The sequence below is a fragment of the Pseudomonas sp. B21-009 genome (assembly GCF_024749345.1).
Lineage (GTDB): Bacteria > Pseudomonadota > Gammaproteobacteria > Pseudomonadales > Pseudomonadaceae > Aquipseudomonas.
Window position 1 is genome coordinate 5,453,048 of sequence record NZ_CP087199.1, and the last position, 13,977, is coordinate 5,467,024.

10 protein-coding genes and 3 pseudogenes are annotated in these 13,977 nt (G+C 62.0%); 5 read left to right on the forward strand and 8 right to left on the reverse strand.

All coding sequences use genetic code 11. The features are described from left to right. Window positions 1–8 precede the first annotated feature (8 nt). Both LOY34_RS25240 and glyA read right to left on the reverse strand, forming a co-directional pair. A complete protein-coding gene (locus tag LOY34_RS25240; RefSeq protein ID WP_038998326.1) occupies window positions 9–1,259 on the reverse strand; it encodes a sarcosine oxidase subunit beta family protein in 1,251 nt (416 codons plus the stop codon). A 20-nt stretch (window positions 1,260–1,279) separates the two neighbouring features. Next, complete coding sequence (glyA, locus tag LOY34_RS25245; RefSeq protein WP_195885194.1) at window positions 1,280–2,533, reverse strand: serine hydroxymethyltransferase; 1,254 nt, start codon at window positions 2,531–2,533, stop codon at window positions 1,280–1,282. 230 nt (window positions 2,534–2,763) lie between these two features. On the opposite strand from glyA, the gene LOY34_RS25250 reads away from it, so the two are divergent. After that, window positions 2,764–3,804 carry a low specificity L-threonine aldolase gene (locus tag LOY34_RS25250; RefSeq protein ID WP_093378747.1) on the forward strand — a complete coding sequence of 347 codons (1,041 nt, stop codon included), beginning with the start codon at window positions 2,764–2,766 and terminating at the stop codon, window positions 3,802–3,804. Window positions 3,805–3,882: 78 nt separating this feature from the next. Here the strand turns inward: LOY34_RS25250 and LOY34_RS27630 are convergent, their stop codons facing one another. From LOY34_RS27630 to LOY34_RS25265, 4 genes and pseudogenes are all read right to left on the reverse strand, one after another. After that, window positions 3,883–4,620, reverse strand: coding sequence for a methyl-accepting chemotaxis protein (locus LOY34_RS27630; RefSeq protein ID WP_408980610.1), 738 nt, complete (start codon window positions 4,618–4,620; stop codon window positions 3,883–3,885). Window positions 4,621–4,743: 123 nt separating this feature from the next. After that, window positions 4,744–5,820 (reverse strand): annotated as a pseudogene (locus tag LOY34_RS27635) (cache domain-containing protein); the annotation flags it as partial. Between the two features lie 156 nt (window positions 5,821–5,976). Then, the gene (locus LOY34_RS25260; RefSeq protein ID WP_038998322.1) at window positions 5,977–6,279 is read right to left on the reverse strand and encodes a cell division protein ZapA; all 303 of its coding nucleotides are present in this window, start codon (window positions 6,277–6,279) and stop codon (window positions 5,977–5,979) included. Beyond that, window positions 6,276–6,506, reverse strand: coding sequence for a hypothetical protein (locus tag LOY34_RS25265; RefSeq protein ID WP_045202365.1), 231 nt, complete (start codon window positions 6,504–6,506; stop codon window positions 6,276–6,278). Before LOY34_RS25265 ends, LOY34_RS25260 begins: the two co-directional genes overlap by 4 nt. Window positions 6,507–6,795: 289 nt before the next feature. On the opposite strand from LOY34_RS25265, the pseudogene LOY34_RS27640 reads away from it, so the two are divergent. Continuing rightward, window positions 6,796–7,551 (forward strand): annotated as a pseudogene (locus LOY34_RS27640) (MCP four helix bundle domain-containing protein); the annotation flags it as partial. After that, window positions 7,543–8,406 (forward strand): methyl-accepting chemotaxis protein, encoded by an 864-nt coding sequence (locus LOY34_RS27645; protein ID WP_408980920.1) that lies wholly within the window; start codon window positions 7,543–7,545, stop codon window positions 8,404–8,406. The pseudogene LOY34_RS27640 and the gene LOY34_RS27645, both read left to right, overlap by 9 nt. Here the strand turns inward: LOY34_RS27645 and LOY34_RS25275 are convergent. Then, a complete protein-coding gene (locus LOY34_RS25275) occupies window positions 8,396–10,222 on the reverse strand; it encodes an NAD(P)/FAD-dependent oxidoreductase (RefSeq protein WP_195885196.1) in 1,827 nt (608 codons plus the stop codon). The two genes, LOY34_RS27645 and LOY34_RS25275, sit on opposite strands and share 11 nt — an antisense overlap. 166 nt (window positions 10,223–10,388) lie before the next feature. Here LOY34_RS25275 and LOY34_RS25280 point away from each other — a divergent pair. Further along, window positions 10,389–11,214: pseudogene (locus LOY34_RS25280) on the forward strand (nitrilase-related carbon-nitrogen hydrolase); the annotation flags it as partial. 16 nt (window positions 11,215–11,230) lie between these two features. Here LOY34_RS25280 and gbcB read toward each other — a convergent pair. Next, window positions 11,231–12,331: a glycine-betaine demethylase subunit GbcB gene (gene gbcB / locus LOY34_RS25285; RefSeq protein WP_093378723.1), complete on the reverse strand. Its 1,101-nt coding sequence runs from the start codon at window positions 12,329–12,331 to the stop codon at window positions 11,231–11,233. A gap of 286 nt (window positions 12,332–12,617) precedes the next feature. Between gbcB and gbcA the strand changes: the two genes are divergently transcribed. Beyond that, window positions 12,618–13,910, forward strand: coding sequence for a glycine-betaine demethylase subunit GbcA (gene gbcA / locus LOY34_RS25290; protein WP_115084934.1), 1,293 nt, complete (start codon window positions 12,618–12,620; stop codon window positions 13,908–13,910). The last annotated feature ends 67 nt before the right edge of the window (window positions 13,911–13,977 follow it).

Below are 13,977 nucleotides of genomic sequence, written 5' to 3' on the forward strand. Positions count from 1 at the left end.
TTCTCCTGTTAGTGGGCGACAGCGGCGGCGCCGTGTTCGTCGATCAGTGCACCGTTGTGGAAACGGTCGATGGAAAAGGGTTTGGCCAGCGGGTGCATTTCGCCCTTGGCCAGGCTTGCGGCAAAGACGTTGCCCGAGCCCGGGGTGGCCTTGAAGCCGCCGGTGCCCCAGCCGCAGTTGAAGAACATGTTCTTCACCGGGGTCTTGGAGATGATCGGGCAGGCGTCCGGGGTGGTATCGACGATGCCGCCCCACTGGCGGTTCATGCGCACCCGCGAGAGGATCGGGAACATTTCGACGATGGCCTGCAGGGTGTGCTCGATCACCGGGTACGAACCGCGCTGGCCGTAACCGACCCAGCCGTCGATGCCGGCGCCGATGACCAGGTCGCCCTTGTCCGACTGGCTGATGTAGCCGTGCACGGCGTTGGACATGATCACGCTGTCGATGATCGGCTTGAGCGGCTCGGACACCAGTGCTTGCAGCGGATGCGATTCGATCGGCAGGCGGAAACCTGCGAGCTTGGCCATGTGCCCGGAGTTACCGGCGGTGACCACGCCGACGCGCTTGGCGCCGATAAAGCCTTTGTTGGTCTCGACGCCGATGACCACGCCGTTTTCCTTGCGAAAGCCGATCACTTCGGTTTGCTGGATCAGGTCGACGCCCAGGGCGTCGGCGGCGCGGGCAAAGCCCCAGGCCACGGCGTCGTGACGGGCAACACCACCGCGGCGCTGCACGGTGGCGCCGATAATCGGGTAGCGGGTGTTCTTCGAGCAGTCCAGGTAGGGGATTTCTTCAGCAACTTGTTGGGCGTTGAGCAGCTCGCCGTCGACGCCATTGAGGCGGTTGGCACTGACCCGACGCTCGGAGTCACGCATGTCCTGCAAGGTATGGCAGAGGTTGTAAACACCGCGCTGGGAGAACATCACGTTGTAGTTGATGTCTTGCGACAGCCCTTCCCAGAGCTTCATCGCGTGTTCATACAGGTGCGCCGACTCGTCCCACAGGTAGTTGGAGCGGACGATGGTGGTGTTGCGCGCGGTGTTGCCGCCACCCAGCCAGCCTTTCTCGACCACTGCCACGTTGGTGATGCCGTGTTCCTTGGCCAGGTAGTAGGCGGTGGCCAGGCCATGCCCGCCACCACCGACGATGACCACGTCGTAGACTTTTTTCGGGGTGGGCGTGCGCCACATGCGCTGCCAGTTTTCGTGGTGGCTGAGCGAGTGCTTGAAGAGGCCGAAGCCTGAGTAACGTTGCATAGTCTTTACTCCTGGACCACTCAGCGATAAACCGGAAAATCTGCACAGAGTGCCGACACGTTCTTCGCAACATCGGCCTCGACGTCGGCATCGCCGAGGTTATCGAGGATGTCGCAGATCCAGCCGGCCAGCTCCACGCACTGGCTGACCTTGAAGCCGCGGCTGGTGACCGCCGGGGTGCCGATGCGCAGGCCGGAGGTGACGAACGGCGACTGCGGGTCGTTGGGCACGGCGTTCTTGTTGACGGTGATGTGCGCGCGGCCCAGGGCGGCGTCGGCCTCTTTGCCGGTCAGGCCCTGGCGGATCAGGCTGACCAGGAACAGGTGGTTGTCGGTGCCGCCGGAAACCACGTCATAACCGCGCTTGATGAACACTTCGGCCATGGCCTGGGCGTTGTCGATCACCTGCTGTTGATAGGTCTTGAAGCCAGGCTCCAGCGCCTCCTTGAAGCACACCGCCTTGGCGGCGATCACGTGCATCAGCGGGCCGCCCTGGGCACCGGGGAACACCGCGGCGTTGAGCTTCTTCTCAATCTCTTCGTTGCTGCGCGCCAAAATCAGGCCGCCACGCGGGCCGCGCAGGGTCTTGTGGGTGGTGGTGGTGACCACGTCAGCGTAAGGCAGCGGGTTCGGGTACAGGCCAGCGGCAACCAGGCCGGCAACGTGGGCCATGTCGACAAACAGATAAGCACCGACCTTGTCGGCGATCTGACGAAAGCGTGGGAAATCGAGGGTTTTTGAGTAGGCCGAGAACCCGGCGACGATCATCTTCGGCTTGTTCTCCAGCGCCAGGCGTTCGACTTCGTCGTAGTCGATCAGCCCGGTGTTGGTGTCGATGCCGTACTGCACGGCGTTGTACAGCTTGCCCGAGGACGACACCTTGGCACCGTGGGTCAGGTGACCGCCGTGGGCCAGGCTCATGCCCAGGATGGTATCGCCGGCCTGCAGCAGGGCCAGGTATACGGCGCTGTTGGCCGAGGAGCCGGAGTGCGGCTGGACGTTGGCGTAATCGGCGCCGAACAGCTGCTTGGCGCGGTCGATGGCCAGTTGCTCGACTTTATCCACATGCTCGCAACCGCCGTAATAGCGCTTGCCCGGGTAGCCTTCGGCGTATTTGTTGGTCAGGCCGCTGCCCTGGGCCTGCATGACACGCTTGCTGGTGTAGTTTTCCGAGGCGATCAGCTCGATGTGATCTTCCTGGCGTTGTTCTTCGGCATTGATCGCCGCCAGCAGTGCATCGTCATAACCCTGGATCTGGTCTTGCTTGCTGAACATCGCAGTCTCTCCCGGCAGCGGCATGGTTCTTGTCGGGCAATTGCCCTTTTGCAGCGATGGTATGACCGACGCAGACAGCCCAGATGCCTACGGACGCCACGCAAAGGTGCGTTTACGACATGTAGCCTCATCGCGGGGCAAGCCCGCTTCCACGGGGGCAATGCTTTGTATAGGCGACGCCGCAATTCTTGGTTTAGAGTGCTCGTCTGCGTCGTTCACAGGACAGTGTCATGCCAGATAAAAGCCAGCAATTCGCCAGCGACAACTACTCAGGTATCTGCCCGGAAGCCTGGGCCGCCATGGAAAAGGCCAACCAGGGCCACGAGCGCGCCTACGGCGACGACCAATGGACGGCACGTGCCTCGGAATACTTCCGCAAATTGTTCGAAACCGACTGCGAAGTGTTCTTCGCCTTCAACGGCACCGCCGCCAACTCGCTGGCGCTGTCGTCGCTGTGCCAGAGCTATCACAGCGTGATCTGCTCGGAGACCGCCCACGTCGAGACCGACGAATGCGGCGCCCCGGAGTTCTTCTCCAACGGCTCCAAGCTGCTCACCGCGCGCAGCGAAGCCGGCAAGCTGACCCCCGAGTCGATCCGCGAAGTGGCGCTCAAGCGCCAGGACATCCACTACCCCAAGCCACGGGTGGTGACCATCACCCAGGCCACCGAGGTCGGCAGCGTTTACCGCCCGGACGAGCTCAAGGCCATCAGCGCCACCTGCAAGGAGCTGGGCCTGAACCTGCACATGGACGGCGCCCGCTTCAGCAACGCCTGCGCGTTCCTTGGCTGCAGCCCGGCGGAGCTAACCTGGAAGGCCGGTGTCGATGTGCTGTGCTTTGGCGGCACCAAGAACGGCATGGCGGTGGGTGAAGCGATCCTGTTCTTCAACCGCGAGCTGGCCGAAGACTTCGATTACCGCTGCAAACAGGCCGGGCAACTGGCGTCGAAGATGCGCTTTTTGTCGGCACCCTGGGTCGGTTTGCTGGAAGACGGCGCCTGGCAGCGCCACGCTGTGCATGCCAACCACTGCGCGCAGTTACTCAGCGAACTGGTTCGCGATGTGCCGGGCGTTGAGCTGATGTTCCCGGTGGAAGCCAACGGGGTGTTCCTGCAAATGTCGGAGCCGGCGCTGGAAGCCTTGCGCAACAAGGGCTGGCGCTTTTACACCTTCATCGGCAGCGGCGGCGCACGCTTCATGTGCTCGTGGGATACCGAAGAGGCGCGGGTACGTGAGCTGGCGGCGGATATCCGGGCGGTGATGGGGGCTTGAGGGCCTTATCGCGGGGCAAGCCCGCTCCCACCGAAGATCAATGAAATCCGGTGGGAGCGGGCTTGCCCCGCGATAATTTCAAAGGCGAAACCCACCCATCTGCCGCGCCAGGTCATCGGCCAGCCCGCGCAGCGCCTGGCACTCCTCCCGGCAACCCTGCACATCCACCGCCGTTTCCCGCGCCAGGTCGGAAATCCCCTGCACCGTGCGGTTGATCTCCTCGGTCACCGCCGACTGCTCTTCAGTCGCTGTCGCCACCTGATGGTTCATGTCACTGATGTGCTCGACCTGCTCGGTGATGGTCCCCAGCGAAGCACCGGTCTGCTGGCTCGACTCCACGCCCGTGCCGGTTGCCGCCTGCCCGGCCTGCATCGACGCCACCGCACTGCCGGCACCCTGCTTGAGGCGCAGAATCATTTGCTGCACTTCATCGGTGGACACCTGAGTGCGCCGCGCTAGGGTTCGCACCTCATCGGCGACCACGGCAAAGCCGCGGCCCATCTCACCGGCCCGCGCCGCTTCGATGGCAGCGTTGAGCGCCAGCAGGTTGGTCTGCTCGGAGATGCTGCGGATCACCGCCAGCACTTCGTCGATCGACGCCACCTCCGTAGCCAGCTCCCCCACTGCACTGGCCGCCTGGCCAATCTCCTCGGACATGCCCTCGATATGGGCAATCGAGCGGCGCACTACGTCGCGGGCCTGTAGCGCTTCGCTGCGCGCGGTTTGCGAGGCGTGCGCGGCATTGCCGGCATTCTGGGCAATGTCCTGCACGGTCAGGCCCATCTCATGGACGGCGGTGGCGACCATCTCGGTCATTTCCTGTTGGCGGCCGGAACGCTCGGCGGTGTTGTCCACCACTTGCGTCACTTGCGCCACCGACGTCCGCAGGCGCTCGCTGGTGCTCAGCACCTCGCCGATCAGGTCACGCTGGCTGTCCAGAAAGCGGTTGAAGCCACGGGCCAGGTCGCCGAGTTCGTCTGCACGGTTCTCGTCCAGGCGCTGGGTCAGGTCGCCGCCACCATTGCCGATAGCCATCAGGGCCCCGGTCACGCGGCGGATCGGCCGGACGATACCGCGCGCCAGCAGCACCACCAGCAACAGCGACACCAACGCCACTGCGCCGCCAATCAGGCTGGTCAGCCAGACGGTCTCGCGTACCTGGGCGTAGATCTGCGCTTCTGGCACTTCGGCGACCAGCGTCCAGTTGAGGTCACGCAGCGGCAGGCTGAGGGCCAGGTAGCCCTCGCCATCGCGCTCGAAGCGGCTGCTGTGCAGGCCCTGCTCACGGCTCAAAACAACTTTGGCAGCCTCGCCACCAATCTGTTCGGCCAACTGCCGCTTGCCGCTGAACTGCGCCTGCGGATGCACCTGGATCAAACCGTCGCCGCGCACCAGCATGACTCGCCCGTGCTCGCCAAAACTGAAGTTGTGAATCAGCTCGGACAGTTCGGTCATGCGCAGGCCAAGCCCGGCGATGCCCACCAGTTGCCCGGCTTTTTCCACCCGATAATCGATGAACAGCGCCAGTTCGCCGGTGCTGCCATCGGTATCGATGTTCAGCAGGCGCGGGTTGCCGCTGTCGATGAAGCCGAAGAACCATTTGTCCGCCGGGTTGCTGCGGCTCAGGGTGCGGTCCAGGCCTTTCTCGTTGTAGTAGTGGTTGCTCGCGGTCGCGGCAAACAGCGCGGTAAAGGCCTGGTTGTGCTTGCGCAGGGCTTCGAGGTACTCGATGAATTGCGGCGCCTGGGCACTGTCTTCACCCGCCGCCAGCCAGTCGCGCAGCAGGGTGTTGTTGGCGATGTCGGCCGCCGCCGTCAGCGGCCGGCCAAGCATGCGCTCGATGTCGTTACGAATCGCCTCAATGCTCGCCGGCAAGGCAGTGTCGACCAGGTAACGCTCGGTCAGCCGATTGACCGCAACGCTGTAGATGCCGACCACCACCAGAATGCTCAGCAACAGCGCTGCGCCCATGCTTGCGATCAATTGCCACTGGATACTGCGCCGCCAGAACTGCATGTATTTCCCCTGGGTAAATAAGCCCTGTAGTGCAAGAGATAGGCCAATTGTATACAACAGGAAATACAATAATGACAGTGATCCACAGCAATGCCGGCCCACCCTCCCGAAGGCGGTGAGCTGGCAAAAAGGTTTAGCTTGGGGCTTTGGAGGCGATCAGCTGTTGCTGATGGTCCGCGCAATCACATCGACCGTGGCGTTGACTTGCTCTTGGTAACGGTCGAGGGCCTGCTGGTGCTGCTGTTGCAGTTCGATCTGCTGCGAGCACAGGTTGAGGGCTGCCAGTACCAGCAGCTTGTCACCGATCAGAGTCGGGTATTTACGCTTGGTATCGGCCAATGAGGCATTGAGCATCTGCACCGCTTGCGCCAGCGCCTGCTCCTGGCCTTCGGGGGCCTTGATCGAATAATCGCTGCCGAGGATCGACACGACATTGATCGGCTGCGCTGAGGTTTTCATGCGTTCACGGCACCAACGCTGGCACGCTCAACCAGGGCCTGGATGCGTGCGGCGGTAGCGCCCTGCTTTTCTTCCTGCTCCAGCAGGCTCAGTTGCAGGCTGTCGTTTTCATCTTTGGCCTGGGCCAGTTCGGCACTGATTTGCGCGTTGCGCTCGGTCAGTTCCTGATTCTTCTGCACCAGGTCGCTGACCAGTTGCTCCAGTTGACTAAGGGAAGTTTCCAACATGATTGCCTTCTCGGGGTGTTTCAGGGGGCGCACACGATAAAGAAAAGTCCGCGTGCTAGCCAGGGATATCGGGTTTAGACGCTTCGGCCTGGTGCAGATTGACCCGCCGATCCGGGTCCGGTTCCCCGTTTTGCCTACCACCGGTCAGGAAAAAAGATAGCTGCCTCACAATTTCATCTTCGCCCGCTCAAGTCTTTACCCCGCCGACCGATAGGCATGGCAGTCCTGACTCCTGCGCACGGTTCGCGTGCCCTTTTCCCTCCTGGATACCACCATGTCCCTACGCAACATGAATATCGCCCCGCGCGCGCTTCTGGGCTTTGCTCTGATCGGTGCGCTGATGCTGGCCCTGGGTCTGTTCGCCCTGAACCAGATGAGCAAGATTCGCCAGGCCGGCGAAACCATCGAGACCTCGACGGTGCCAAGCCTGACCAACCTCGACCAACTGACCCAGCTGACCCTGCGCCTGCGCACCCTGTCGTACCGCCTGCTGCTCAACCGCGAAGCCGACACCCTGCAGGCCACCCTCAAGCTGATCGACCAGCGCAACCAGCAGATCGACGACGCGCGCCGCAACTACGAGCCGTTGATCTTCGGCAACCAGGAACGCTCGGCCTACAACCAGTACGTGCAGTTGCTGGGCCAGTACCGCCAACTGGAAAACCGCATGCGCCTGGCCTCGCAGAACAATGACCTGGACACCCTGCGCAACCTGATCAACCGCGACATGCTCGACAGCTCCGAGCAGATCAACAGCGTCATGGATCAACTGGTCAGCATCAACACCGAACAAACCAGCGAGATCAACCGCACCGCCGCCGAACAATATTCCAATGCCGTGACTCTGGTGATCGGCCTGCTGCTGGCCGCCACCGCCCTGACCCTGATCTGCGCCCTGCTGCTGACCCGCAGCATCGTCAAGCCGATCGACGAAGCCCTGCAGGCCGCCGAGCGGATTGCCGAAGGCGACCTGACCCGCAGCATCCACGCCGAAGGCCAGGACGAAGCAGCGCGTCTGCTCAAGGCCATGGCCAAGATGCAGAACAAGCTGCGCGACACCCTGCAGCAGATTTCCGGCTCGGCCACCCAGCTGGCATCGGCGGCCGAAGAGCTCAACAGCGTCACCGACGAAAGCGCCCGTGGCCTGCAGCAACAGAACAACGAAATCGAACAGGCCGCCACCGCCGTCACCGAGATGACCAGCGCCGTCGAAGAAGTCGCGCGCAATGCCGTGAGCACCTCGGAAGCCTCCAAGGAAGCCACCCGTTCGGCCGGTGACGGCCGTGACCTGGTCATGGAAACCGTCAGCGCCATCGAGCGCATGAGCACCGACGTGCAAGGCACTGCCGAACTGATCGGCAACCTGGCGGAAGAGTCGCGTGATATTGGCAAGGTGCTCGATGTGATTCGCGGCCTGGCCGACCAGACCAACCTGCTGGCACTCAACGCCGCCATCGAAGCGGCGCGTGCCGGGGAAGCCGGCCGCGGCTTTGCCGTAGTGGCTGATGAAGTGCGCGCCCTGGCCCACCGCACCCAGCAGTCGACCAGCGAAATCGAACGGATGATCGGCAGTATCCAGGGCGGCACCGAGCAGGCGGTCAACTCCATGCGCAACAGCACCGAACGCGCCGAGTCGACCCTGAACATCGCCCGTGGCGCCGGCCTGGCGCTGGAAACCATCACCGGCGCGGTGGCCGAGATCAACGAACGCAACCTGGTGATCGCCAGCGCCGCCGAAGAGCAGGCCCAGGTTGCCCGCGAAGTCGACCGCAACCTGGTCAACATCAACGATCTTTCGGTGCAGTCGGCCACCGGCGCCCACCAGACCAGCGCCGCCAGTGCCGAGCTGTCGCGCCTGGCGGTGGACCTGAGCGGGCTGGTGTCGCGCTTTAGCGTTTGACCTGCAGATCGGCCAGCGCAGCCGGCTTGAGGGGGTCCCACTGCGCAATGGGACCGCCCTCGGGGCTGAAGCCGTTGTTGTAGCGCGTGGCCAGTTTGTCCACGGCATTAAGTGCCGTGGTCACCGCCCCTTCAGCCCAACCGCCGGTCCAGGACACATCGTCGCCGGCCAGGATGAAGCCATCCACCGCGCTACCGTCACTGCCCTCCTTGAACTGGCTGAACAACAGCCGCTGGTACTCGTACTGGCCCGGCAGGTTCATCTTGAAAGCCCCAAGATAGAAAGGCTCGTTCTCCCAGTTGATCTCGACAAAGGGGTCTGCCGCAGGGAAATGCGAAGCCAGGTCCAGGCCGGGATAAACCTGATCGAGCAAGGCGGTGCACAACTCACCATGCTGCGGCAGGTCGCCCTGACGGTCACCGAGAAACTTCAGGCTGTCGTCGTTCCAGGTATATGACAAGAAAACCCCACTACCTTTGTAGGCTCCCGGGTTTCGGCTGTAGTCCACCAGGTAGGTGCCACGGGTCAGGCGGTCAGACAGGGTAATACTCATCAGTTGCTTGCCGTCCGGCCCGCGCTGGGTCCAGAACGGCTCGCGAGTAGCGGCAAATACCTTGGCCGACTGCATGTAGTGGGTATACATCACTGCTTCCCATTGCTGCTGCGTCAGCAGCGAACGGCTGGCCTCAAGGCCTTCGGCGCCGTTCATGTAGCGGAACTTGTCGAGTATCCGCACATGCGGGGTGTAGACCACACTGGCGTAGCGCAGGCGTTGGTCGCGTCCGCTCTGCAGGTCATGGCAGAGCACTTCGAAACCGCCACCTTCGCCCGCTGTCAGGCGCTTGATCTGCCGAACTTCCTGGCGCAGCGGGTCGCCCGGAAACGCGCTCGCCAGTTCTTCCAGGGTCATGTTCTGCGGCCAGAACACGCTGTCATCACCAAAGGCCGCTGCAGGTTGCTGCCAAAGCCGTAGGGGCAACTGGTCGGCACCGTCGCGCATCAACAGGTGGTTGATGTCCAGCCCGGTATACAGCACCCGCAGTACTTCCAGAAAGCAATTGGGAAAGTCGGTGTTCCAGCCACCCGTACCAAAACCGATCTGGCCGAACAGGTTAATCTCGTCGGCAGGCCAACGCGCCTGCTCGACCATCGCGGCATGAAAGCTGAGGTTGTCCCAGCCTTCGCGCAAAATTGCATTCCACAACAGTTTGATTTTCGCCTGGTCTATTGTCCCGGCAGACATGGCGTGTTCCATTTCCTTGAAATGGATAGGCGCCTGCTCGAGAAACTCATCGAAAAACTTGATTTCAATATTCTCGAACGCCGGCGGCCGGGGAAAGTTGTCATTGCCGACTTCGTAGTAATATTTTTCGTCGGCATAATCAACGACGGTACTAACGGCGGCGGCACTTCCGGGATTGGGGAAGTCTTCAGTGTTATCCAGCATGCGCACTTTGCTGAAGTAGTGCATCAGCGCCTGGCCCGACAACGGAAAGCGCATGGCACCGCGCTCAAACGGCACGCTATCGTTGACCGCAGTCGAATACAGGCGCCCGCCTATGCGCCCGCTGGCCTCCACCAAAACCGGATGCAGGCCCATGCGCATTGCTTCATATGCGGCAACCAGCCCGGCCACGCCGGCCCCCACCACCAGCACTTGCTGGCCATGATGCTGTGGCTGGATTCGGCCAAGCGGCGCCGGCCCCTTGTCAGCCAGGTACTGCCCATAGTCGAAAGGAAAGTCTGGAATCAGCGCCCGAACCTGATTATCCAGAACACGCTTGGCGGAAAGAATTCGTGAAGGGATCGAGGACATATCAGGCTCCGTCCGAAGGCAGTGATGAAGAACTCACAGCATAGAGCCGGGGGTGTTCAATAGTTATATTGATTGGCAATCAAAAACACGGCACTTGAACTAGCAAAAATGCCAGTTGACGCTAACTATTTTATATCGCCTGATCATTATTTTCAGGAGAGCACACATGAACACATCATCACTGCCGCTGCGCATTGCTTGCGCCCAAGTTGCACCGAAAGTTGCCGATGTAATCCATAACCGCGAAGTTTCCAATGCAGCGATCATCGAGGCCGCCCGGGAAGGCGCGGAACTGGTCGTGCTGCCGGAGCTTATGCAGAGCGGCTACGTGTTTGAAGACCGCGACGAAGCCTTGAGCGTTGCCGAGGGTTTATACGACGCCACGGTCAAGGGTTGGTTCGCCCTCGCCCGGCAACACGAGATCATGGTGGTGGCCGGCCTGTGCGAACGCCTGTCGGCAACCGAAGTCGCCAACAGCGTAGTGCTGATCGAGCCTCAGGGCTGGATCACCTGCTATCGCAAGGTGCACCTGTGGGACCGGGAAAAAACTCATCTTCACACCGGGCGAACAACCGCCACCGGTTGTGCGAACGGCCAAAGGGCGAATAGCACTGATGATCTGTTATGACCTGGAGCTCCCGGAGTGGGTACGCCTGGCTGCGCTGGGTGGTGCACAGCTGTTGTGTGCGCCCGCCAACTGGCCAGAATTCCCCCGCCCTCCCGAGGAGCGCCCGGCAGAAATCGTCCGGGTTCAGGCGGGGGCAGCAGTGAATCGCATGTTCATCGCGGTTTGTGATCGCCATGGCAGCGAACGCGGGGTCGACTGGGTGGGCGGTTCAACCATTGTCGATGCCGACGGCTTTCCCCTGGCTGGCGCCAGCAGCCTGCCCGAAGCGCAACTGCTGCTGGCCGACCTGGAGCTGAGCGACGCCGACTACAAGTGGATCAGCGACCACAACCATGTCCATGAAGATCGCCAGCCGCAGCTTTACGGCGGTGTCTGCAACACTAGTACTCAATCCGCACGTCACCCTTCGGCACACTGCAGCAGGACAAAATATAACCCTCCGCCACATCGTCATCAGTGATCCCGCCGTTGTGTTCCATCTCCACTTCGCCGCCCAGCTTGAGCACCTTGCAGGTGCCGCAGATGCCCATGCCGCAGGCCTTGGGGATCATCAGCCCGAGCTTGGCCGCCGCCGCGTGCACGGTCTCGCCCGGGGCCACGCGGATGCTCTTGCCGGTGGCGGTGAATTCGACCTGGTGCAGGTCGCCGGCGTCCACCTCAGCAGCTTCGGCGGCTTGTTCGGCGTGTTCCACGGCATCGGCCTTTACCTCGGCCGGGGTCGCGCCGAACGACTCTTCATGGTAGCGGCTCATGTCGTAGCCGCTACTTTCCAGCAGGCGCTTGACCGCGTTCATGTAGGGCGTCGGGCCGCAGCAGAAAATCTCCCGTTCCAGGTAGTCCGGGGCGATCAACTCCATCAGCTTCTGGTTCAGGTAGCCGCGATAGCCCGCCCAGGGCTCGCCCAAGCCGTGCTTCTCGCAAATGATATGAAGGCTGAAGTTGTCGATCCGCGAGGCCATGTGCTCCAGCTCGCGGTGATAGATGATGTCTTTCGGTGAGCGCGCGCTATGAACGAAAACCATGTCGACATTGCCGTTGGTGTCATAGAACCAGCGGGCCATGGACATCACCGGGGTGATACCGACGCCGCCGCTGAGGTACAGCACCTTGGGGCTGGGGAAATCCATGGCATTGAACAGCCCGACCGGGCCGTGCACCGCCAGCTCCTGGCCTTCGTGCAATGTGTCGTGCAGCCAGTTGGAGACCTTGCCGCCGGGCACGCGCTTGATGGTCACCGAGAAACTGTAGGGCACCGACGGCGAGCTTGAGATGGTGTACGAGCGCATGATCGGCTCGCCATCGATCTCAAGCTCCAGGGTGACGAACTGCCCGGGCTTGAAGAAGAACATGATCGGCTGGTCGGCCATGAAACAGAAGGTGCGCACGTCCCAGGTTTCCTGGATCACCTTGACGCAACGGACGATGTGGCGGCCGTTGGCCCAGGTCTGGGTGCTGACCGGATTGAGGAAGCTGTTGGACATGCTCGTCTCCACGGCCGACTGCGGCCTGATGGCTGCGATTCTGCTTAAGCCGCGCAGGCGACACTTACCTATCCGCGACATTGGCGTGCTTATCGCGACCAGCCCCCAGCCACGGGGGCTCACGCGTCGGAAACGGATCTGATCATGTCGTCCATGGATATGGTTCCTGCGCCCTTCGAACGCACACTCCAACGCACATGATCCTGCTGTACTTGAGCCTTGCGTCGCCATAACAACGATTAGCCACTTTCACCGGCCACAAGCACTGGCCATGAGGACCTACACGATGGACGTCACCGCAACTTTGAGTCTGGGCGATCCACTGGAACCTGCACGCAAGGCCACCGCCGAGATGCTGCAGAGCCGCGAGCGGACCTTCTCGCTGCCACAGCCGTTCTACTGCGACGAGCGCCTGTTCCAGATCGACATGGAAGAAATCTTCCAGAAGGAATGGCTGATCGCCGGGATGACCTGTGAAATCCCGACCAAGGGCAACTTCATCACCCTGCAGATCGGCAAGAACCCGATCCTGGTGGTGCGCGGTGCCGAAGGCCAGGTGCACGCCTTCCACAACGTCTGCCGCCATCGCGGTTCGCGCCTGTGCACCAGCGACAAGGGCAAGGTCGCCAAGCTGGTCTGCCATTACCACCAGTGGACCTACGAGCTGGACGGCCGCCTGCTGTTTGCCGGCACCGAAATGGGCGCCGATTTCGACATGAAGCAGTACGGCCTCAAGCCTGTGAACGTCAAGACCGCCGGTGGCTACATCTTCATCAGCCTGGCCGAGAACCCGCCGGCGATTGACGACTTCCTCGCCACCCTGACCCACTACATGGAACCCTACGACATGGAGAACACCAAGGTGGCGGTGCAAACCACCTTGATGGAGAAGGCCAACTGGAAGCTGGTGCTGGAAAACAACCGCGAGTGCTACCACTGCAGCGGCTCGCACCCTGAACTGCTGAAAACCCTGCTGGAATGGGACGACGTCACCGACCCACGCGCCGACCAGGCGTTCAAGGACCACGTCGCCGCCTCGGCTGCCGCCTGGGATGCCGAGAAGATCCCCTACGCCCACGCAAGCTTCGGCCTGCGTAACCGTATCGTGCGCATGCCGCTGCTCAAGGGCACGGTGTCGATGACCCTGGATGGCAAGCAGGGCTGCCAGAAGCTCATGGGCCGGATCAAGAACCCGGATCTCGGCTCGATGCGCATCCTGCACCTGCCGCACTCGTGGAACCACTGCATGGGCGATCACATCATCGTCTTCACTGTGTGGCCGATCAGCGCCCAGGAGACCATGGTCACCACCAAGTGGCTGGTGCACAAGGATGCGGTTGAAGGTGTGGACTACGACCCGGCGCGCATGCGCCAGGTGTGGGACGCCACCAACGACCAAGACCGGCGCCTGGCTGAAGAGAACCAGCGTGGGATCAACTCCACGGCGTATCAGCCCGGGCCTTATTCGAAGACCTATGAGTTTGGCGTGGTTAATTTCGTTGATTGGTACAGCGAGCGGATGCTGAGCAACCTGGGGGCGGCGCCGGCGCCTTATCTGAAGGGTGTGGCTGCGCAGTAACCTTATCGCGGGGCAAGTCGAGGCGTCGCACCGCCGCTCCCACCGGATTTGTAGGTACCTGTGAATC